The following is a 21,586-nucleotide window of genomic DNA, read 5'->3' on the forward strand; positions in this document are numbered from 1 at the left end:
ACGGAGAGCCAAAGACCTTATCGTCTGCCCAGCCACCATGACAAGATGGATACAGTGATGAAGTATTTGCGCATGTTATTTGACAATTTCACCTTGGCCTTGCTCGGTGTAGTACTCATCGCCACCGTGCTGCCTTGCGCGGGCGATGGCGCGGTGTATTTCGGCTGGCTGACCAACCTGGCCATCGGCCTGTTGTTCTTCCTGCATGGCGCCAAACTGTCCCGTGAAGCCATCATTGCCGGTGCCGGGCACTGGCGCCTGCACCTACTGGTGTTCTCCTGTACTTTCGTATTGTTCCCACTGCTGGGCCTGGCGTTCAAACCTCTGTTCGTACCGCTGGTGGGTAACGAGCTTTACCTGGGCATCCTGTACCTGTGTGCCTTGCCTGCAACCGTGCAGTCGGCCATTGCCTTTACCTCGCTGGCCCGCGGTAACGTGCCGGCCGCCATCTGCAGCGCGGCGGCCTCCAGCCTGCTGGGTATCTTCCTCACCCCGTTGCTGGTGATGCTGCTGCTGGGTGCCAGTGGTGATACAGGTTCCGGCCTGGATGCGGTGTTGAAGATCACGTTGCAGCTGCTGGTGCCGTTCGTTGCCGGGCAGATCGCGCGGCGCTGGATCGGTGCCTGGGTCAAGCGCAATGCGCGCTGGCTCAAGGTGGTGGACCAGGGTTCGATCCTGCTGGTGGTGTACACCGCCTTCAGTGAGGCCGTGGTTACCGGGCTGTGGCACACCGTATCGCCGCAGCACCTGGCGGGGTTGTTCGTAGTGTGCGCAATTCTGCTGGCAGTGGTGCTGTTTGGCACACGCATGCTTGGCAAGGCGCTGGGCTTCGACCTTGAGGATCGCATCACCATCCTGTTTGCCGGCTCCAAGAAAAGCCTGGCCACGGGGGTGCCCATGGCCCAGGTGTTGTTCGTGGGCAGTGGCATTGGCGCGATGATCTTGCCGCTAATGCTGTTCCACCAGATACAGCTGATGGTGTGTGCTGTGCTGGCGCAGCGTTATGCCAGCCGCGAGCAGGAGGTGGAGGCTTCGGCGGTGTCGTGAGCGCCTTTGCGTTCCGATTAGATACACTGTTGGCGGTCAAGCTTTTCTGCGGAGCTCAGCGCTGAAAAGCTTGGTCGTATTAAATGGTTGATGGCCGCGAAGAGGCCGTGCCTGCTGGCCAGTTTCCACCCGCCGTTCACCGTTGCAGCCGCCGCCGTATTCGCGGGTAAACCCGCTCCTACAAAGTCACCACAGTTCTGAAGTGTTGTGGCTTACCTGTGGGGGCGGTGTCATGCCCTCAGTCTTGCAGCCGTTCCGGGCTGTTGAAGTTGCTTAGCCGGCGATCGCTCTCGGCGCACTCCAGCCCTTGCACCGCCTCGCGCAGCAAGGCCTTCTGCAAACTCCGCTCACCCGCTGCCCAGGCCTGCTCCAGCACCGGCAACACCCGCTTGGGCAGCACGCTGAACATCGGCTGCCAAAAACCACCCTGACGCACCATTGCCGCGCTGTTACCGGCCACTGCCAGCCGCAGCAGGTCTTCGATCAAGTCGCGATCAACCAGGGGTGCATCGCAGGCCAGCAACACCACCCACGCATGACGTGCCACCTTGAGCCCGGCAATCACCCCCGCCAGCGGCCCGGGGAAGTCGGCTTCTGCATCGCCCACCCACTGGTCGGCGTATGCTCGGTAAGCCGCCTGGTTGCGATTGCAGGAAATCACCAAGTCGTCGCTCAGTGGCCGCACCGCGCGATGAACATGTGCAATTAACGGCTCGCCTTGCCAGTCCACCAGGCCCTTGTCACGGCCGCCCATGCGCTGGCCGCGGCCACCCGCGAGAACGAGGATTGAGCAGGGGGGGAGTGCATCAGGCATGAAAAAGGGTTCCGGGCAGTCATTGCCGGGAACCCTCCCATTTCACGCGGGGCTTGTCCAGTCAGCTTTCGCGGGGCACGGGTTGCCCGTCGCTGTCATGCGCCTGGCGTCGCTGTGACAGGCGCATCACCACCACGAAGAACACCGGCACGAACACCACCGCCAGCGTGGCGCTGAGCATGCCGCCGATCACCCCGGTGCCAATCGCCTGCTGGCTGGCAGAGCTTGCGCCGCTGGCGATGGCCAGTGGAACCACGCCGAGAATGAACGCCAGCGAAGTCATCACGATCGGCCGCAGGCGCAGGCGGGCCGCTTGCACGGCGGCGTCGACGGCGTCCACGCCCTGGTCTACCAGATGCTTGGCAAACTCGATGATCAGGATGGCGTTCTTCGCCGACAGGCCGATCAGCGTGATCAGGCCAACCTTGAAGAACACGTCGTTGGGCATGCCGCGCAAGGTCACCGCCAGCACCGCACCGAGCACGCCGAGCGGAACGACCAGCAGCACCGCAGTCGGGATAGACCAGCTTTCGTACAGCGCAGCCAGGCACAGGAACACCACCAGCAGCGACAGCGCCATCAGCAGGGGGGCCTGGCTACCGGACAGCCGCTCCTGCAATGACAGGCCGGTCCATTCCAGGCCGGTACCGGCCGGTAGCTGCGCCACCAGCCGCTCGACTTCGGCCATGGCTTCGCCCGAGCTGTAGCCGGCGGCGGGCTCGCCAGAGATCGACACCGCCGGGTAACCGTTGTAGCGGGTCAGTTGCACCGGGCCGCTGACCCACCTGGCCTGAACGAACGCACCCAGTGGCACCATCTTGCCGCTGTCGTTGCGCACGTGAATGTTCAGCAAGTCTTCAACCTGGCTGCGCTGGTCACCTTCGGCCTGCACCACCACCCGCTGCATACGGCCCTGGTTGGGGAAATCGTTGACGTAGCTGGAGCCTACGGCCACGTCCAGCACCGTGCCGATATCGGCAAACGACACGCCCAGTGCATTAGCCTGGCGGCGGTCGATTTCCAGTTGCACCTGCGGGCTTTCCGCCAGCGAGGCTTCGCGCACGTTGGTCAGCACCTTGCTTTTGCTGGCGCTTTCGAGCAACTGGTCACGGGCTGCCATCAGCTCGGCGTGGCCCATGCCGCCACGGTCCTGAAGGCGAAATTCGAAACCGGTAGACTCACCGAGCCCGTCGATGGGGGGCGGCAGCACCGAATAGGCTATCGCGTCCTTGAGCTGGGTGAAGGCCATGGTCGCGCGGTCGGCGATCGACTGGGCGCTGTCGTCGGCGCTGCGCTCGGACCAGTCCTTGAGGGTGGTGAAGGCCAGCGCCGCGTTCTGCCCGCTACCGGAGAAGCTGAAGCCGAGGATCAAGGTGGTGTTGCCCACGCCTGGTTCTTCGGCGTTGTGCGCCTCGATCTGCGCGGCTACCTGTTCGGTGCGCATGCGGCTGGCGCCCGGCGGCAGTTGAATGTCGGTAATGGTGTAGCCCTGGTCTTCGGTGGGCAGGAACGCCGTAGGCAGCTGGCTGAAACCGTAGCCCAGCACCGCCAGCAGCACCGCGTACACCAGCAGGTAGCGGCCGCTGCGCTTGAGCGCCTGCACCACCCAGCGCTGGTAGCCGTTGCTCATGCGTTCGAAGCGGCGATTGAACCAGCCGAAAAAGCCTTTGCGTTCATGGTGCTCGCCCTTGGCCACGGGCTTGAGCAGGGTGGCGCACAATGCCGGGGTCAGGCTGAGGGCGAGAAACGCCGAGAACAGGATCGACACCGCCATCGACAGCGAGAACTGCTGGTAGATCACCCCCACCGAGCCTTGCATGAAGGCCATGGGCAGGAATACCGCCACCAGCACCAGCGTGATGCCGACGATTGCACCGCTGATCTGGCCCATGGCCTTGCGTGTGGCGTCCTTGGGCGGCAAGCCTTCTTCGGCCATGATGCGTTCGACGTTCTCCACCACCACAATGGCATCGTCGACCAGAATGCCGATGGCCAGTACCATGCCGAACAGCGTCAGCACATTGACCGAGAAGCCCATGGCCAGCATCACGGCGAAGGTGCCCATCAATGCCACTGGCACGACCAGGGTCGGGATCAGTGTGTAGCGCAGGTTCTGCAGGAACAGGAACATGACTGCGAACACCAGCAGCATGGCTTCGAACAGGGTGTTGATGACCTGCTCGATCGACACCTTGACGAACGGCGAGGTGTCGTAGGGGATGTCGTACTTGACGCCTTCCGGGAAGTAGCGCGCCAGGTCCTGCATCTTAGCCCGCACCAGGGTAGCGGTTTCCATGGCGTTGGCGCCGGGTGACAACTGCACGCTGAAGGCCGTGGCCGGTTTGCCGTTCAGGCGCGTGCCGTACTGGTATTCCTGGGCGCCGATTTCAACCCGGGCGACATCCCCGATGGTGACCGTGGAGCCGTCCGGGTTGGCACGCAGGACAATGGCAGCAAACGCTTCGGGGCTGCTCAACTGGCCTTTGACCACCACGTTGGCGGTGATTTCCTGGGTGCTGCGGCTGGGCAGATCGCCGATGCTGCCAGGGGCGACCTGGGCGTTCTGCGCGGCGATGGCTTCGGCTACATCGTTGGGCGTGAGGTTGAAACCGATCAGCTTGCGCGGGTCGATCCAGATGCGCATGGCCCGTTCGGAACCATACAACTGGGCCTTGCCGACGCCCTTGAGGCGGCGGATTTCGTCCATCACGTTACGTGCAAGGATGTCCGACAGCGCGGTTTCATCGAGCTTGCCGTCTTCGGAAGTGAGGGTGGCCAACAGCAGGAAGCCGGTGGACACTTTCTCCACCTGCAGGCCTTGCTGGGTGACCGGGCGTGGCAGGCGCGACTCGACCACCTTCAGGCGGTTCTGCACGTCGACCTGGGCCAGGTCCGGGTGGGTGCCCGGGGCGAAGGTGGCGGTGATGGTGGCGCTGCCCAGGCTGCTCTGCGACTCGAAGTACAGCAGGTTGTCGGCGCCATTGAGCTCTTGCTCGATCAGGCTGACCACGCTTTCGTCCATGGTCGCCGCCGAGGCGCCTGGGTACACGGCGTAGATTTCCACCTGCGGCGGTGCCACGTTGGGGTACTGGGCCACCGGCAGCTGCGGGATGGCCAGCGCGCCGGCCAGCAGGATGAACAGTGCGACCACCCAGGCGAATACCGGGCGATCGATGAAGAATTGCGGCATGAATCAGGCCCTCACTGGCGGGTATGCTGTGCGATGGGCGGGGCAGCGGGTGCGTTGTCGACCTGCACCTGGTCACCGGCCTTGATGTGCTGCAGCCCTTCGACCACCACCCGCTCGCCGGCCGCCAGGCCCTCACTGACGACCCAGCGGTCGCCCTGGGCGCTGCCCAGTACAACCTGGCGGTCGCTGACCCGGGCGTGCTGGTCTACCACCAGCACCTTCGGCACACCGGCGCTGTCACGCAGGATGGCGCGTTGCGGCACGCTCAGGCCCTTGGGTTGCACCGCTTGCTCCAGGCGTACCCGCACGTAGCTGCCAGGCAACAGGTCGAGGTCCGGGTTGGGGAACTCGCTGCGCAGGGTGATCTGGTTGGTGCTGGGGTCGACGCTGATGTCGGAGAACAGCAGCTTGCCCGGCAGCGGGTAGGCGCTGCCGTCATCCTGGATCAGCGTGGCGCGTGCCTGGCCGTCGCCCACCTGGTGCAATTCGCCAGCGCGCAGGGCGCGGCGCAGCGCGTTGAGCTCACGGGTAGACTGGGTGACATCGGCATGGATCGGGTCCAGCTGCTGGATGGTCGCCAGCGGGGTGGTTTCGTTTTGCCCGACCAGCGCGCCTTCGGTGACCTGGGCGCGGCCGATACGGCCGGAGATCGGCGCGGTCACGGTGGCATAGCCGAGGTTCAGCCGGGCGCGCTCCAGCGCCGCCCTGGCTTCGGCCACTTCGGCATCGGCCTGCAGGAAACTGGCCTTGGCGTTGTCGTATTCCTGGCGGCTGACGGCTTTGTCGTCGACCAGCTCGCGGTAGCGCTGCTCTTGCAGGCGCGCCTGATACCGGGTGGCCTCGGCCTTGGCCAGCGTGGCGCGGGCGCTGTCGTGGTCGGCCTTGAACGGTGCCGGGTCGATCAGGAACAGTACATCACCCTGCTTGACGTCGCTGCCTTCGCGGTACACCCGCTTGAGCACCACGCCTGCGACCCGCGCACGCACTTCGGCGGTGCGTGGCGCGAGGATACGGCCGCTGAGTTCGCTGCTGATGGCCAGTGGCTGCAGTTGCAGGGTTTCCACGCGCACTTGCGCAGTGGGTGCCTGTTCGTCCGGCTCGGCGCTGTCGCTGCAACCGGCCAGGGACAGGCTCAGCAATGCCATGAGCGCCAACGGGCGCAGGCACGGGGAGAGGGTAGTAGGCATGCGGATCTTCCGATGATGACCGTGTATATGCTAAGGCAGACGCTGGCTGGGCGGCTGTTAATACCTGTAGGACGAGTGTGAAAAAGTGTGAAGAATGATCCTGTCGAGTGGTTGGGTTCTATATTCTGCATGGGCCTGTGCTGGCCTCTTCGCGGGTGAACCCGCTCCTACGGGGACCTGCAGCAGCGGGTTTACCCGCGAAGTGCTCGCCACAGGCTTACTTCAACCCAGACGCCCAAGCACCTATGCCGAACATTTTCCTGGTCGAGGACGACAGCGCCCTGTCCGAGCTGATCGCCAGCTACCTGCAACGTAACGACTTCCATGTCCAGGTGATCGCCCGGGGCGATCATGTACTGGACGAGTACCGTCGGCAAAGGCCTGACCTGGTCATCCTTGACCTGATGCTGCCGGGCATCGATGGCCTGCAGCTGTGCCGGCTGCTGCGCCAGGAGTCGCAGACCCTGCCAATCCTCATGCTGACGGCCCGCGACGACAGCCATGACCAGGTGCTTGGCCTGGAAATGGGGGCCGACGACTACGTGACCAAACCCTGTGAACCACGCGTGCTGCTGGCCCGCGTGCGCACGCTGCTGCGCCGCAGCAGTGTCAACGAACCGCGCCTGGACAACGACCTGATCCTGATTGGTGGCCTGCGCATCGACCTGGCCGAGCGCACGGTGAGTTGGCGCGGCGAGGAGGTGGAGCTGTCCAGCGGCGAGTACAACCTGCTGGTGGTGTTGGCGCGCAATGCCGGTGAGGTGATGAACCGCGACCGTATCCTGCAACAACTGCGTGGCATCGAGTTCAATGGCACCGATCGCTCCGTTGACGTGGCCATTTCCAAACTGCGGCGCAAGTTCGACGACAACGCCGGCGAAGCGCGCAAGATCAAGACCGTATGGGGCAAGGGCTACCTGTTCAGCCGTGTCGAGTGGGAGTGCTGATCGGCCATGCTCAAGATCCTGGTGCGGTTGTACCTGGTGATCATCGTCGCCTACGCCGGCGCATTGCTGTTCATCCCTGACACCATTGTCGGCCTGTTCCGCGACCGGTTCATGGCCTACAACCTGGACCAGGCCAAGGGCGTACAGGCGTTGATCGTGCGCCAGTTCCGCCAGGCCCCGCGCGAGCAGTGGCCAGCGGTGGAGCAGGAACTGGCCAGTGATTTCGCGCCGCTGGAGCTGCAGCTGCTGCGCAGGGATCAGGCCGGTTTGAGCGATGAGGAGCAGGCGCGCCTGGCGCAGGGGCTGTACGCAGTGCGCATTGCCGAGTGGGGCTATTACGAGACGGTGCTGGCGCCGCTGGACAAGGAGTGGCTGGTACGCCTGCATTCCCCGCCGGACCCGCTGGACATCAACGTGCTGTCGTGGGGCGTGACCGTATTGATTGGTGCAGCCATGCTGGGCTGCCTGCTGCTGTGGGTATGGCCGCACTGGCGTGATCTGGAGCGCCTCAAGGAGACCGCTCGGCGCCTGGGCCAGGGGCAGATGGCTGAGCGTACGCACATTTCGCCTCACTCCAATATTGGTGAGCTGGCCGGGGTATTCGACACCATGGCCAGTGACCTGGAACGCCATGTCAACCAGCAGCGTGAACTGCTCAATGCGGTATCGCACGAGTTACGCACGCCACTGACCCGGCTGGACTTCGGCCTGGTGCTGCTGTTCGACGAAGTGCCGCCAGCCAGCCGCAAGCGCCTGCTGGAGCTGGTCGGGCATGTGCGCGAGCTGGATGAACTGGTGCTGGAGCTGCTGTCCTACAGCCGGTTGTACAACGCCGATCAGGCGCGGGAGCGGGTGGAGGTATCGCTGCTGGAGCTGGTCGACAGTGTGCTTGGCGGCTTTGCCGAGGAGCTCGATGGCCGGGGTATCCATTGGGAAGTGCGGGCCGAGGGTGAGTTGCCGCGCTTTGTACTGGACCCGCGGCTGACGGCGCGCGCGGTGCAGAACCTGGTGCGCAATGCCATGCGCTATTGCGATGAAAGCCTGTTGCTGCGCTTGCGCCTGGAAGCCGATGGCGCCTGCTTGCTGACGGTGGAGGATGACGGGATTGGCGTCCCTGTGGAGGAGCGCGAGCGGGTGTTCCAGCCGTTCTACCGTCTGGACCGCAGTCGCGATCGCAACACCGGTGGTTTTGGCCTGGGGTTGGCCATCAGCCGTCGGGCAATCGAGGGGCAGGGTGGCACCTTGACCCTGGCGCAGTCGGCGCTGGGTGGGGCGCAGTTCAGGATTCGTTTGCCCGCCGGATGATGTTTCGCCTGTTCTGCCAGCTGGCTTGATCACAACGCAAAGCGGTCTTGGCTTCCTGCAACACCTGGGCAGGGACGGCGCCGCCACGCGCTGCTCGGCCCCAGCGGGTCCAGCCCTTCAACGCCTATCGCGAACGCTTCACCTCACAGCCGGGCAGCCAAGCGCGAAGTTGTCCAGCGTTCGGGCTTTTTCTTGGGGGCTACATCTTGTAGCTTTACAGGTCGTTTATTCAGGGAGCTGAACATGCAAGGCAAGGCCCGCAAGATCGTCCAGGCCATTCTCTATGAGGCCATCGCCGTCGCCTGTGTGGCGCCTGCGCTGGAGCTGGCGTTCGGCGCCGGCATGGCGCAGTCGACCGTGCTCTCGGTGCTGATGTCGGGTATCGCGATGAGCTGGAACATGGGCTACAACTGGGTGTTCGAACGTTGGGAAGCGCGCCAGCACAAGCGTGAGCGCACCTTCTTGCGGCGCCTGCTGCATGCGCTGGGTTTCGAGGGTGGGCTGGTGGTGATTCTGCTGCCGCTGGTGGCGTACTGGCTGGACGTGAGCCTGTGGGCGGCACTGCTGACCAACCTGGCGCTGTTCGTGTTCTTCTTCGTTTACGCCTTTGTCTTCCAGTGGGGCTTCGACAAGGTGTTCGATGTGCCGCTTTCGGCGCAGCAGGCCAAGTGTTGACTTCTGGCTGCGAGGCAGGCTAAGTTCCTACCCATGAACACATTCCCGCACGTGAACGCCATTATTATTACCGCCATTATCAGCTTGGCGGGCTAGCGCGTACGTGCACCGAACCCGCCCTGGAGGCGGGTTTTTTCTCTCTGACTCCTGGGCAACGTAAAAACAGCCAAGGAGTCATCGATGACCAGCTTCAGTGTCCCTCGTACTACCGTCACCCCCCAGCAACTGCTGTCGGAGCAGGTGCGGCGCATTCTTGCCGCGCCGGTGTACGACCTGGCCATCGAAACGCCCCTGCAAGCGGCCCCGGCCTTGTCTGCCGCCCTGGGCAACCAGGTGTTGCTCAAGCGCGAAGACCTGCAGCCTACGTTTTCGTTCAAGATCCGCGGTGCCTACACCCGCCTGTCGCGTCTGACCGATGTGCAGCGTGAGCGCGGGGTGATCACCGCTTCGGCGGGCAACCATGCCCAGGGCGTGGCCTTGGCGGCATCGCATCTGGGTATCAAAGCAACGATCGTCATGCCCACCACCACGCCATCGTTGAAAGTGGAAGGCGTGCGTTCGCGCGGCGGGCATGTGGTGCTGCATGGCGAGAGCTTCCCGCATGCGCTGGCCCATGCACTGAAGCTGGCCGACAGCGAAGGCGCCACCTTCGTGCCACCGTTCGATGACCCGGATGTGATCGCCGGGCAGGGTACCGTGGCCATGGAAATCCTCCGTCAGCGCCCGGGGGCGCTGGACGCGATCTTTGTGCCCGTGGGCGGTGGTGGGTTGATCGCCGGGATCGCCGCCTATGTGAAGTACCTGCGCCCTGACGTGAAGGTGATCGGCGTCGAACCGGTGGATTCCAACTGCCTGCAGGCTGCCATGGCCGTCGGCGAACGCGTGATCCTGCCGCAGGTCGGCACCTTTGCCGATGGCGTGGCGGTGGCGCAGATCGGCGCCCATTGCTTCGAGCTGTGCCGCCACTTCGTCGACGAGGTGGTGACGGTGAGCAGTGACGAGCTGTGCGCGGCGATCAAGGATATCTACGACGACACCCGTTCGATCACCGAGCCGTCCGGGGCCTTGGCCGTTGCCGGGATCAAGAAGTACGTGGCGCGTGAAGGTGTGCAGGGGCAGACCCTGGTGGCCATCGACTCCGGGGCCAACGTCAATTTCGACCGCTTGCGCCACGTGGCCGAGCGGGCCGAGCTGGGTGAGCAGCGTGAGGCGATCATTGCCGTGACAATTCCGGAACAGCCGGGCAGCTTCCGGGCCTTTTGCCAGGCACTGGGCAAGCGGCAGATCACCGAATTCAACTACCGCTTCTACCCTGGCAAGGAGGCGCGCCTGTTCGTGGGCGTGCAGACCCACCCGGTGCACGACCCGCGTGAGCAGTTGCTGGCCAGCTTGCGGGAGCAGGGGTACAGCGTGCTGGACCTGACCGACAACGAGCTGGCCAAGCTGCATGTGCGCCATACCGTGGGCGGGCATGCCGCGTCGGGGGCTGATGAGCGGGTACTGCGCTTCGAGTTTCCCGAACGGCCAGGGGCGTTGCTGGGATTTCTGGAGCGGTTGGGCAAACGTTGGAACATCAGCCTGTTCCATTACCGCAACCATGGTGCGGCGGAGGCGCGGGTGTTCGCTGCTTTGGAAGTGCCAGCGGACGAATTGGCGAGCTTGCCGTTGACGCTGGACGAGATGGGGTACCGGTATTGGGACGAGACTGACAACCCGGCGTACAAGCTGTTCCTGGGCTGAGGCACCTGTGTGGCCAATGCAGGCGTGTATAGCCGCTTGCTTGCCGCCTTTGTTCGCAGCGTGATCGCCCGGTCCAAAGGGCAGGGCGATCTCCTGCAAGAAACTGCGCGAGCCAACGCGTGGGTTTCAACGCTCGCGCATGAAAAAGCCGGCAACGAACTTGCGGAATGTTTCCAGGCTTTTGAAGTCGGCGTAGCGCTTGAAGTTCTCGGTATCCGGCTCGGGGCCGATGGGCTGTTCCAGCAGCGACACTGACAACACCCGGTCCTGGTCCGAGGTCAGCACCAGTTCATCCATCACCTGCCCACCGATCACGGGGCGACGCATCTGCACTTTCACCCCTTTACTGGCCATCCAGTCGATCAGCGACACCAATGCCTTGAGCGGCTCGCGTTCTTCATCGCGGTACACCGGGAACAGGTGCGCGCGCGACAGCACGGGCACACTGGCCACATGAATCAGCTCATAGAAATGGCTACCGGCGCTGGTCGGCGAGTAGATCATCAGCGCCAGCAACGGCCCGGTGGTGCGGCTCCCGCCCCAGTACAGGTGATGCCCCTGGAAGTCGAAGCCGTCTTCGCTGCGGTTGTTGAACAACTTGCGCCCTTTGATCTGGTCGACGCAGTCCAGCAGCAGGCCATGGCGGCGATGGTTGCCGAACACAGAGGCTTCGCGCAGGCGGGACTTGAGCATCATCATGTGCTTCATGTCCAGGCGGGTTTCCAGGTAGTTGCTGGCGGGCACCCGCTCCAGCAGCGGATAGCGGCTGGCCACGCTGCGCAACTCGGCAAACTGCGTGGTCAGGTCTTTTTTCAAGTGGGTGGCGTAGAGGTTGAGCCCGCTGGTTTCAATCCAGGTTAGCAGCAGTGACAGCAGGCGCTGCTGTTCGCGTCTGTCGTTGCCGTCGCCGGCGCCACCGGCCGTGCCAGTACGGAAGTCGCTGATCAGGCGCAAGGGTGTGTCGGGTGGCAGCCAGGCGGCGGGGGGGACAGGGTCATTTTCGCGTTCGGCGGCCTCCCGCTCGTCCTTGGTGAACGGGCAGCCTGGCGCGTGCTCGGCAGTGCCCGGGTTGTTCTTGAGGAAGAGCGTACCGGTGCTGCCGTTGAGGGTGACGTTGAGCACCGGCAAGGCATCGTTGCGGCAGTCGCAAGCCAGCCACTGGTTGGCGTTGCGCACTTTCATCAGTAGCTGGTTGGCCTGTAGCAGGCGCGGGCCGGCGAGGCTGCCGGTGGCAAAGCCGACCAGCAGTTCCTCTTCAGCGGGGGTCAGGCTGCGCACCTGGGTGGCGGTTTTGTCGATGATTCGCATGAAGCAGCTCCAAGCTACGAGCCTCAAGCTTCAAGCAAAGTCGCGCGGCTTTCAACTCGTCGCTTGGCTGCCGCCGAACATCTTCGCGGCGCGGGCGCGAATCTCGTCGGGGGTCAGGTCCTCTTTGTGGGTGGACACGAACCAGATGTTGCCAAACGGATCTTTCAGGGTGCCGCTGCGGTCACCGTAAAACTGGTCGGTCAAGGGATGTAACTGGATGCCCCCGGCGGCCAGGGCCTGGGCGTAGACCTTGTCGCAGTCTTCAACATACAAGTGCAGGCCAACACCCGCACCGCTGAGCTTCTGGCTGGCGGTGAGGCCGCCTTCCATGTCGCAGGGGTCGCCCAGCATCAGCGACGAATCGCCGATTCTCAGTTCGGCATGGCCAACGCGACCGCCCGGGGCATCGAGGCGGAACATTTCCTTCGCACCAAAGGCTTGCTTGTAGAACTCGATGGCCTTGGCGGCGTCGTTGATGGCCAGGTAGGGCGTGATGCTGTGCTGGCCTTCGGGGATGGGTTTGACTGCCATGTTCGACTCTCCTGTGCAATGGGCGCCGAAAGGCGCCCTGTTGCTTAGAGTCGTTCGCCCAGATGGAAAATCGACAGTGACGCTAGATCGATTGTCTATAAGCGCGGCGGTCAGAAGATGTAGTCGGTCGTCAGGAAGCTCGACTGGCGGTTGCGAATGATCTCGCTGATCAGCGCTTTGTTGGCCTCCTGGAAGCGGGTGGCGACCAGCGTCCGGATGGAGAACACACGCAAAGCGTCATCCACCGAGAGCGTGCCCTCGGCGCTGTTCTTGCGGCCGTTGAACGGGTAGGTGTCAGGGCCGCGTTGGCACTGAGCATTGATGTTGATGCGCCCGACCTGGTTGGCGAAGATGTCGACGAGGCTGCCGATGGTGGCCGGGTCGTTGCCGAACAGGCTCAGTTGCTGGCCGTAGTCGGAGTCCAGCACATAGTCGATCACGGTCTGCAGGTCGCGGTAGGGCACCACCGGTACCAGCGGGCCGAACTGCTCCTCGTGGTACACGCGCATTTCCCGGCTGACCGGGTACAGCAAGGCCGGGTAGAAGAATGAACCGCGGCTGTGCCCACCATTTTCGTTGAGCACGCGCGCGCCCTTTTCCGTCGCATCGGCAACCAGGCCATCGAGGTAGTCGACCTTGCCAGGCTCGGGCAACGGTGTCAGCGCCACGCCAGGTTCCCACGGCATGCCGGGCTTGAGCGCTGCCAGCTTGCGCTGAAACTTGTCGAGGAAGGCCTCGACCACATCCTCGTGCACGAACAGGATCTTCAGTGCCGTGCAGCGCTGGCCGTTGAACGACAACGCCCCGGTGACGGCCTCTTCGACAGCGTTGTCGAGGTCGACCTGGGGTAGCACGATGCCCGGATTCTTGGCGTCCAGGCCCAGTGCGGCGCGCAGACGATGCGGGCGTGGGTGCAGTTTCTTCAGGTCGCTGGCGGCCTTGTGGGTGCCGATGAAGGCGAATACATCGACCTTGCCGCTGGCCATCAGCGCGCTCACCGTTTCCCGGCCGCGTCCATAGATGACATTGATCACACCTGCCGGGAAGCTGTCGCGGAACGCTTCGAGCAAGGGGCGAATCAGCAGTACGCCGAACTTGGCCGGCTTGAACACCACGGTGTTGCCCATGATCAGCGCCGGGATCAGCGTGGTAAAGGTCTCGTTCAGCGGATAGTTGTAGGGCCCCATGCACAGGGCCACGCCCAGCGGGACGCGACGGATCTGGCCGAGGGTGCCTTGTTCCAGCTCGAAGCGGCTGGAGCGGCGGTCCAGGTCCTTGAGGGCGTTGATGGTGTCGACGATGTAGTCGCAGGTGCGGTCGAATTCCTTTTCCGAATCCTTCAGGTTCTTGCCGATCTCCCACATCAGCAGCTTGACCACGGCCTGGCGCTGTTCACGCATGCGGGCAAGGAAGGATTCGACATGCTGGATACGCTCGGCCACGCGCATGTTCGGCCAGGCGCCACGACCTTTGTCATAGGCCTGCACGGCGGCATCGAGGGCGGTCAACGCGGTATCGGCATCCAGCAGCGGGGCGCTGCCCAGTATGACCTGATGCTCTTCGTCGCCTTGCTTGAGCCACACCGGGCTGCGCACCGTGGCCAACGGGCCGTCCCAGCGCCTGAGTTCACCGTTGACCAGGTAGTCGCGTTGTTCCAGTGGGGCTTCCAGGCGCCAGGTTTCCGGGATGTTCTCGGCGCTGGGGAAGAGTGAATCGAGCAAACGGTCCATGGGTACTGCACCTCACATCAAAGGGCGGTTTTCAAGTCAGTTGAATCGTTTCAGCTGGGAGCATGCACTGGCTGTCGGAAAAACACCAGTCTGGCTCAACATGGCCGCCCATGCCCGCCCGGCAAGCAGACAGCGGCCTGAGAGGCGTTGATGCAAAGTCGTAAAAGGTTATTCATGGATAGCGAAGTGGCCAGCGGAGCTTGATGGGCACGGTTATAGCAAATGTGTTGTTGAGCGTCGGTTTGATGCGGGGAATTTGACGCCATGAAACTTGATCTAAAGTCAGCCAGAAGCCGCTTGCCAAAGCGGTTGCAGGCATCTTAAATTGTTACTGAATGTGATAAGAAAGTTGCAAGCCATACTATAAAAATCAAAGTGTTAAGTGTTTTTGCTGGATTTTTCTCTTTTTCCGATTGGCCAATAGTGCACTTCAAAAGGACGTCGAAGAAGAAATGAAAAAGACCTTGACGACTGTGGCGCGCAAGCTCCTGTCGCCCTCCATGCGCTACGAAATCAGGCTGCTGGCCAGCAAAATGCGAGAAATGATGGCGCGTGCCTGTCTCTGGCGTTGGGAAGTCGCCAGGTTTCGCCCGCAACAGGAGAGCCCGTACGAAATCCTCTACATCGGCCGCAAGCAGCAACGGGAAATGGCCAAGCTGCTGATTGGGGGCAAGGGCCAGGGCAGCGCATCGATCGTGGACGGTGCAAGTGCCACGGCGGCTGCCAGCCACGTCGTGGTCATCAGCGAAATGCCCACGTCGGGGGCGCTGTCAGTGCCGCACTACCTGAGCGCCGTGGTGCCCTTGGGGCGCCCTCTGGAAGACATCACGGCCCGCTACGACAGCGAACTGCGGCGCAGCATTCGCAAGAACCGGCCGCTGTATCACATGCGCCAAGCTCTTTCGGACGAAGAAATCGCCATGGCCGACCGGGATCTGCTGCGCCCTTATGCTTCGGCCCGGCAGGGCATTCATGCCGCGCAGTTTCCTACCGAAGAGGTGTTCCGTATTGCCAAGAGTGTCGGCCGGCTTGACTTGATCATGTTGGGCGATGAAGTGATCGGCTGTCACCTGGGGTGTGAAGTGGTACGCGGCGGCAAGCGTTACTGGAGCACGTTGCGCTTTGGCTATTGCGAGGCGGTGTTTTCCGATGCGAAGAAACTGCGCGAGGTGAATTCGATCACCACCTTCATGGCGCTTGAATGGGCACTGGAGCAGGGCTTCGATTATTACGACATCGGCCTGTGTCTGGCGCGCCCGGACGACGGCCTGCTGAAGTGGAAGCGCCGCCGCGGTGGTGATATCGATTCGCTGGGTAACCATGCGTACCTGTTTGTCCGCCTGCCCAAGACCGGTACGGCAAAGTTCTTGTGGGATACGCCGATGTTCGCGGTCGAAGGCGACAAGCTGACGTTGCATCTGGGGCTCCCGGATGGCCCAAGCGATGAGGAAGTTGCCAGTCGCTATCACGAAATGGTGTTTGGTGGCCTGCACAAGATTTATCTCTATGGCGGCAGCGGGGCAGGCGAACCGTTTGTGCAAACGTTGCGCAGCCGTTACGCCAGCTTGCAATCACCGCCCACCATGGAAAGAGTCACGAGCAATTGAGTAACTGCCAGGGATGCTTTGATCTGGCGCCTAGGCGCTGTAAGAAAAGCCTTGATACTTGTTCATGCTGCGTTGAAAACAGCCTCGGAATGCTCATGTACTCCAGTACAGTCGGGCGCGACCCCGGCCGTTCCTCGGCTGTTTTCGCCTTGCCTGACCCGCGTCTCAAGACTTTTCGTACAGCGCCTAGCGCCGGGCTCCACACTTCGCCATCAAGGGAGGACGCTTCATGGGAAGCGACATCTCGCAGTTCAGTGCATCGCCCGCAGCCAGGCAACACAGCTGGACCTTGGCCGCCTACCGCCACATGGCGCGCAAACGGCTGGGTGGAAAAGCGGCGACCGATCTCAAGAGCGTCGCCACCAAGTGCTGGGACATCGCCCCGGGCGAAGCCACGGTTTCGCCACCGGCCATTTTCCTGCCTGGCCAGCTGGAGCGGGTAACGGGCTGGGAAGGCAAGCGGTTTTACCCCTACGTGCACCCGGCGCAGACCATGCAGGGAGGCGTCAACACATTGCAAGGGCCAACCCGCGGCTACTTGATCAAGGATGTATGGCTGGTCGAGGGGGCGTTGTACAAGGGCAAGGCCAGCCATTGGCTGTCACAGAAGCCGAGTACCTTCCCGACCATCCTCATCGACAATGAAATCGACCGCGCTGCAATCTACTGCACACAAAACGGTAACGCCTGGTTCGGCACCTGGTTGATGGAAGATTGTCCGACCTATGCGCTGGCCTGCAACGAGGGCATCCCGGTGACCACCGCCCCCTCTGCCAGGTATCCGCTGTTTACCCAGGCACCGGCCTATGAAGACTGGCTGGACATGAAGCCTTTGCGCCTGCGCAGTGCGTTCTTCCGTGAGCTGGTGCTGTTCGATGACCAGAGCAACAACCGCAGCCGGCATGCTCGCTACCGAGCCATGGGTGACAAGCTGCTCTCGCATGTGTCGTACACGCAGCACCCGGGGGTTTTCCTGTTGCGGGGCGGTGATGGTGACCTGCGCCTGTTGCGCAACGAGCTGGAGCTTGCCGAACACTTGCGTACTACCCGCGGTTTTCGCATCGTCAACCCGCTGAAGTCCGATGTACCGAGCATTATCGCGGCATGCGCCGGGGCTAAAGTGGTCATCGGGGTGGAGGGTAGCCAGTTGGTGCATGGCGTGAATGTGCTGCAGGCTGGAGGCTGCCTGCTGACTTTGCAGCCGCCGAACCGTTTCGTCAGTTACTACAAATACCTGACGGATCGTGACCAGCAGCATTTTGGCTTTGTGGTGGGCCTGCCGGAAGGCGATGGTTTCAGGATCGATATTGACGAAGTGGAGCGCACGTTGGATCTGTTCCCACGATAAGTGTGTAGTATCGGTGCATGGATCCGCGGCGGGCAGGGCAGTAGAGGATGATCGAGGTATCACGGTTTTGGCGCGACCCTGCCTTGCCGTTCGTCGAAGCCCGACGGGTAGGGGACGGGCGCAAGGTGTGCTACGCCGCGCACTCTCACGAGAGCTTCTCCATCGGGGTGATCACGGGGGGACGTAGCACTTACATCAACAGTGACCAGTGCGTTGAGGTGGGGGCGGGTACCACGGTGTTGATGAACCCGGGCGTGGTGCATACCTGCAACCCTGTTGCCGGGGAACCCTGGTCTTACCTGATGCTGTTCGTCGATCAGCCTTGGTTGCAGGCAGTGGGTTTTACCCTGCCAACGCAGACCTGGAGCCGCTCACCTGTGTTGTACGGGCGGCTGTTGCAGGCCTTTGCCGACCTGTTCGACGCCAGGCTGCCTGATCGGGAAACCCGCCTGGCGGCCCTGTTCAGCGAGCTGCCGGGCATGCTTGCCCGTAATGCCAGCGAGATTGACCAGGGCAATCCACGGCTGGATGCAGCGGCTGCTTTCATACGCGCCCACCGCAGTGACCCGCTCAGCCTCGAAGACATCTGCGGGGCTTGCGGCCTGTCCCGCTCCTACCTGATTCGTGCGTTTCGCCAACGCTTCGGCCTGACGCCGCATGGTTACCTGCTAGACCAGCGTGTACAGCTGGCCCGGGCGCAGTTGCGCCAGGGCCGCTCAATTGCTGAAGTTGCACAGGAGGCCGGGTTCGCTGATCAGGCACACCTGCAGCGGGCATTCAAACAGCACCTGGCGGCGACACCGGGGCATTACAGAAATGCTGTCGCTAGCCTCGGTGCTCCTGCAGGAGCCGTGCATGCCTTAAAGGATCAGGTAAACCGCACTGGCAACCAGTAACACGGCCAGGCTCCGATTGAGCATGCGCAGGTGACGTGGGTTGTCCAGGTACCGGCGAATCACGCTGCCGGCCCAGGCCCAGCAGGCCACTGAGATGAAACAGATCGGCCCGTAGATCCAGGTAAACAGCCACAGCAAGTGCTGTTCACCACCGGTGTAGGCACCCACCCCGGCAACGGCTGCCAACCAGGCTTTGGGGTTCAGCCACTGCATTGCTGCGCCGTGCCAGGCTGAAGGGGCTTGGGTAGGCTGTGCGCTGTTCAGGTTACCGTCGTCACTGGCCAGCTTCCACGCCATGTACAGCAGAAACGCCACACCGCCCCAGTGCAACATCAGGCCCAGCAAAGGCCAGCGAAGCAGCAGTTGATGCAGGCCCAGCCCGACCAGCACCAGCAACAGGCAGAACCCCAGCGTGGCGCCGGCGACATGTGCAACGCTGGCGCGCAGGCCATGGCGGGCACCGCTACCAAGGGCGACGATGTTGACCGGGCCGGGAGAGATCGAGGCCGCAAGGGCGAAGGCGGCCATGGACAGGGATAGGCTCATGAGGAAGATCCACGTGGTTGGAGAGGCGTCATCCTCGCGTCGCCGACGGTCTGATGTATTGAACAAAAGTACCCGCGCACGACTCGCTCCCGCGGGGCGATAGGGCGTTGCAGGGTCGTTACAGGTTTTGTAATAGTTTTGCGCTACAACAGAAACCTGCTGTGCTTGTAGCATCGTTCTCCCAATTTGTTATCAAGGTCTATATGAGCACCTTCGCGGAGCCCCCCAGTCTTCGGCCTTTCTGGCCATCCTTCTCCCGTCCTTGTGACGTGTCCCACGTGAGTACCCGCTAATGGAATGGCTAGCCGACCCCACGGCCTGGCTAGGCCTGTTGACGCTTATCGTCCTCGAGCTGGTGCTGGGTATCGACAACCTGGTGTTCATCGCCATCCTTGCCGACAAGTTGCCGCCCCATCAGCGCGACCGCGCGCGGGTCATTGGCCTGAGCCTGGCGCTCATCATGCGCCTGGGCCTGTTGGCCAGCATTTCGTGGATGGTCACCCTTACCGCACCGCTGTTCGAAGTGTTCGGCAAGAGCTTCTCTGGCCGTGACCTGATCATGCTGTTCGGTGGTGTGTTCCTGCTGTTCAAGGCCACCATGGAGCTGCACGAACGCCTGGAAGGTCACGTGAGCCAGGCCAGTGGCACGCTGCGCCATGCCGCGTTCTGGCCGATCGTTGCCCAGATCGTGGTACTGGACGCGGTATTCTCGCTGGATGCCGTGATCACGGCGGTGGGCATGGTCGATGAGCTGTCCGTGATGATGATCGCGGTGATCTTCTCGATCGGTATCATGATCGTTGCCAGCAAGCCGCTGACCCGCTTCGTCAACGCCCACCCCACGGTGATCATGCTGTGTCTGGGCTTCCTGATGATGATCGGTTTCAGCCTCACCGCCGAAGGCCTGGGCTTCCATATCCCGAAAGGCTACCTGTACGCGGCCATCGGCTTCTCGATCCTGATCGAGCTGTTCAACCAGCTGGCGCGCGCCCGTCGCAAGCGCAGCCTGCAACAGCACAAGCCGTTGCGTGAACGCACTGCCCATGCCGTGCTGCGCCTGCTGGGCGGCCGCCGGGTCGAGGCTGACGAGGTCGGCGAGGAGATTGCCGATCTGGTCGAAGGTGGCGGCGAGCAGGTGCTGTTCGACCGCCGTGAGCGGGTCATGATCAGCGGCGTGCTGAACCTGGCCGAGCGGCCGATTCGTACGGTGATGACTGCCCGTGCCGAGGTTGATGTGATCGACCTGGCGCAACCGGCCGACGCCATTGCCCAGGGCCTGGCCAATTCGCCGTACTCGCGCCTGCCGCTGATCCGCGATGGTCGCGTGGACGAGCCCTTGGGCTTTGTGCACAAGAAGGAACTGCTGAAGGAACTGCTCTCGGGCAGCCAGCCCGATCTGGAAAGCATGGCCCGGGCGCCGTTGAACCTGCTGGAGAGCTTCAGCATCCTCAATGCCCTGGAGCAAATGCGCGGTCAGTCGACCCACATTGCCTTCGTGGTCAACGAGTTCGGTGACTTCACCGGGCTGTTGACCATGACCGACATCCTTGAGTCGATTGCCGGTGAGCTGCCGGATGCCAGTGAAGTTGAAGGCCCGGGCATCGTTCAGGAGGGCGAAGGCTTTGTGGTCAGCGGCGCGCTGAACCTCAGCCAGGTGCAGGCGCGTACTGGCTTCAGCGCCCGTGCTACCGAGGATTACCAGACCCTTGCGGGCCTGGTGATGAGCTTGCTCGACCGCCTGCCGATGGTCGGTGACCGGCTAGCCTGGAATGGCTGGATGCTGACCGTGGAGGCGGTTGAAGAGCGACGGGTACGCCAGGTTCGGCTTACACCGAACGGCGACGCTGACGTAGCAGGTGCTTGAAGCCCTCTAGCACCAGCACCAGTACTGCGGCCCAGATTGGCAGGTAGGTCAGCCACTGATCCGGGCCGATGGTTTCGCCCAGCAGCAACGCCACGCCCACCAGCAGCACGGGTTCGACGTAGCTGAGCAGGCCGAACAGGCTGAATGGCAGCATGCGGCTGGCCAGCACGTAGGCGATAAGCGCCGAAGCGCTGATCGCGCCAAGGATCGGCACCAACACATACAGCCCGGGGTGTGCTTGCAGGTCAGCGCTGGAAAGTGGGCTCTGGATCACGAAGTACAGCGCCCACGGTAGCAGCAGGCACATGTCGCACCACAGGCCGCCCAGGTGGTCGGTGCGGCAGCGTCGGCGCAGCACGAAGTAGATCGGGTAGCCGATCGTTACCAGCAGGGTTTCCCAGGCAAAACTGCCGTTTTGGTACAGCTCATGGCCTACGCCCAGTGCGGCGCAGGCCACGGCTACCGTCTGCAGGCGTGACAGCCGCTCGCCATAGACCAGCCGCCCGGTCAGGACCATGGCCAGTGGCAGCAGGAAGTAACCCATCGACACTTCCAGGCTGCGCCCATGCAGGGGCGCCCAGAGAAACAGCCACAGTTGCACCCCCATCAGCCAGGACGTGCCGACCATGCCGAGCAACAGCACCGGCGTGCGTTTTACCCGGCCCATCAGTTCGCCCACCCGCTTCCAGTCTTTCGAGACAAGCATGAACAAGGTGAGGCAGGGCAGTGTCAGCAGGGTACGCCAGCCAAAGATTTCTTCGCCATCGAGTGGCTTGAGCAGGGAGGTATAGAAGTACATCACAGCGAACAGGCAGGACGCCATGACCGATGAAACAATGCCTTTTGACACG

17 protein-coding genes are annotated in these 21,586 nt (G+C 62.8%); 9 read left to right on the plus strand and 8 right to left on the minus strand.

From position 1 onward, the window contains the following. The first annotated feature begins 45 nt into the window (after window positions 1-45). Window positions 46-1,047 carry a bile acid:sodium symporter family protein gene (locus REH59_RS14240; RefSeq protein WP_121783385.1) on the plus strand — a complete coding sequence of 334 codons (1,002 nt, stop codon included), beginning with the start codon at window positions 46-48 and terminating at the stop codon, window positions 1,045-1,047. Between the two features lie 238 nt (window positions 1,048-1,285). Here REH59_RS14240 and mobA read toward each other — a convergent pair whose 3' ends face one another. From mobA to REH59_RS14255, 3 genes are all read right to left on the minus strand, one after another. Continuing rightward, a complete protein-coding gene (gene mobA / locus REH59_RS14245; RefSeq protein WP_004577474.1) occupies window positions 1,286-1,861 on the minus strand; it encodes a molybdenum cofactor guanylyltransferase MobA in 576 nt (191 codons plus the stop codon). A 61-nt stretch (window positions 1,862-1,922) separates the two neighbouring features. Then, entirely contained in the window at window positions 1,923-5,051 is a 3,129-nt protein-coding gene (locus tag REH59_RS14250) for an efflux RND transporter permease subunit (RefSeq protein WP_121783386.1), read from the minus strand. Between the two features lie 11 nt (window positions 5,052-5,062). Further along, window positions 5,063-6,238 (minus strand): efflux RND transporter periplasmic adaptor subunit, encoded by a 1,176-nt coding sequence (locus REH59_RS14255; protein WP_128573550.1) that lies wholly within the window; start codon window positions 6,236-6,238, stop codon window positions 5,063-5,065. A 245-nt stretch (window positions 6,239-6,483) separates the two neighbouring features. On the opposite strand from REH59_RS14255, the gene REH59_RS14260 reads away from it, so the two are divergent. The 4 genes from REH59_RS14260 to ilvA all read left to right on the plus strand — a co-directional run bounded on the left by REH59_RS14260 (window position 6,484) and on the right by ilvA (window position 10,905). Then, window positions 6,484-7,185 carry a response regulator transcription factor gene (locus tag REH59_RS14260; protein ID WP_019437505.1) on the plus strand — a complete coding sequence of 234 codons (702 nt, stop codon included), beginning with the start codon at window positions 6,484-6,486 and terminating at the stop codon, window positions 7,183-7,185. A gap of 6 nt (window positions 7,186-7,191) precedes the next feature. Continuing rightward, the gene (locus tag REH59_RS14265; RefSeq protein WP_004577476.1) at window positions 7,192-8,490 is read left to right on the plus strand and encodes an ATP-binding protein; all 1,299 of its coding nucleotides are present in this window, start codon (window positions 7,192-7,194) and stop codon (window positions 8,488-8,490) included. A gap of 243 nt (window positions 8,491-8,733) precedes the next feature. Further along, window positions 8,734-9,165 carry a PACE efflux transporter gene (locus REH59_RS14270; protein WP_003253887.1) on the plus strand — a complete coding sequence of 144 codons (432 nt, stop codon included), beginning with the start codon at window positions 8,734-8,736 and terminating at the stop codon, window positions 9,163-9,165. 180 nt (window positions 9,166-9,345) lie between these two features. Next, window positions 9,346-10,905 (plus strand): threonine ammonia-lyase, biosynthetic, encoded by a 1,560-nt coding sequence (gene ilvA, locus REH59_RS14275; RefSeq protein ID WP_003253886.1) that lies wholly within the window; start codon window positions 9,346-9,348, stop codon window positions 10,903-10,905. Window positions 10,906-11,031: 126 nt separating this feature from the next. Here ilvA and REH59_RS14280 read toward each other — a convergent pair whose 3' ends face one another. From REH59_RS14280 to REH59_RS14290, 3 genes are all read right to left on the minus strand, one after another. Further along, window positions 11,032-12,213 carry a hypothetical protein gene (locus REH59_RS14280; protein WP_014859080.1) on the minus strand — a complete coding sequence of 394 codons (1,182 nt, stop codon included), beginning with the start codon at window positions 12,211-12,213 and terminating at the stop codon, window positions 11,032-11,034. Window positions 12,214-12,264: 51 nt separating this feature from the next. After that, a complete protein-coding gene (locus REH59_RS14285) occupies window positions 12,265-12,744 on the minus strand; it encodes a VOC family protein (protein WP_003253883.1) in 480 nt (159 codons plus the stop codon). 110 nt (window positions 12,745-12,854) lie between these two features. Beyond that, window positions 12,855-14,474, minus strand: a complete 1,620-nt coding sequence (locus REH59_RS14290) for an NADP-dependent glyceraldehyde-3-phosphate dehydrogenase (protein WP_014859081.1) — start codon at window positions 14,472-14,474, stop codon at window positions 12,855-12,857. A 452-nt stretch (window positions 14,475-14,926) separates the two neighbouring features. Between REH59_RS14290 and REH59_RS14295 the strand changes: the two genes are divergently transcribed. The 3 genes from REH59_RS14295 (at window position 14,927) to REH59_RS14305 (ending at window position 18,325) form a co-directional block, all read left to right on the plus strand. Then, entirely contained in the window at window positions 14,927-16,081 is a 1,155-nt protein-coding gene (locus tag REH59_RS14295) for a hypothetical protein (protein ID WP_003253880.1), read from the plus strand. Between the two features lie 229 nt (window positions 16,082-16,310). Then, window positions 16,311-17,429 carry a glycosyltransferase 61 family protein gene (locus REH59_RS14300; RefSeq protein WP_014859082.1) on the plus strand — a complete coding sequence of 373 codons (1,119 nt, stop codon included), beginning with the start codon at window positions 16,311-16,313 and terminating at the stop codon, window positions 17,427-17,429. Window positions 17,430-17,476: 47 nt separating this feature from the next. Continuing rightward, window positions 17,477-18,325 (plus strand): helix-turn-helix transcriptional regulator, encoded by an 849-nt coding sequence (locus REH59_RS14305; protein WP_003253877.1) that lies wholly within the window; start codon window positions 17,477-17,479, stop codon window positions 18,323-18,325. On the opposite strand, the gene REH59_RS14310 is transcribed toward REH59_RS14305, so the two are convergent. Then, the gene (locus REH59_RS14310) at window positions 18,290-18,871 is read right to left on the minus strand and encodes a LysE family translocator (protein ID WP_047605196.1); all 582 of its coding nucleotides are present in this window, start codon (window positions 18,869-18,871) and stop codon (window positions 18,290-18,292) included. The genes REH59_RS14305 and REH59_RS14310 overlap by 36 nt on opposite strands. Window positions 18,872-19,163: 292 nt before the next feature. Here REH59_RS14310 and REH59_RS14315 point away from each other — a divergent pair, with 292 nt between their 5' ends. Then, window positions 19,164-20,735 (plus strand): TerC family protein, encoded by a 1,572-nt coding sequence (locus REH59_RS14315; protein ID WP_014859084.1) that lies wholly within the window; start codon window positions 19,164-19,166, stop codon window positions 20,733-20,735. On the opposite strand, the gene rarD is transcribed toward REH59_RS14315, so the two are convergent. Next, on the minus strand, window positions 20,698-21,585 hold the full coding sequence (rarD, locus tag REH59_RS14320; protein ID WP_047605198.1) for an EamA family transporter RarD: 888 nt from the start codon (window positions 21,583-21,585) through the stop codon (window positions 20,698-20,700). The two genes, REH59_RS14315 and rarD, sit on opposite strands and share 38 nt — an antisense overlap. Window position 21,586 lies beyond the last annotated feature (1 nt).

The sequence above is a fragment of the Pseudomonas sp. BO3-4 genome (assembly GCF_034044115.1).
Lineage (GTDB): Bacteria > Pseudomonadota > Gammaproteobacteria > Pseudomonadales > Pseudomonadaceae > Aquipseudomonas > Aquipseudomonas alloputida.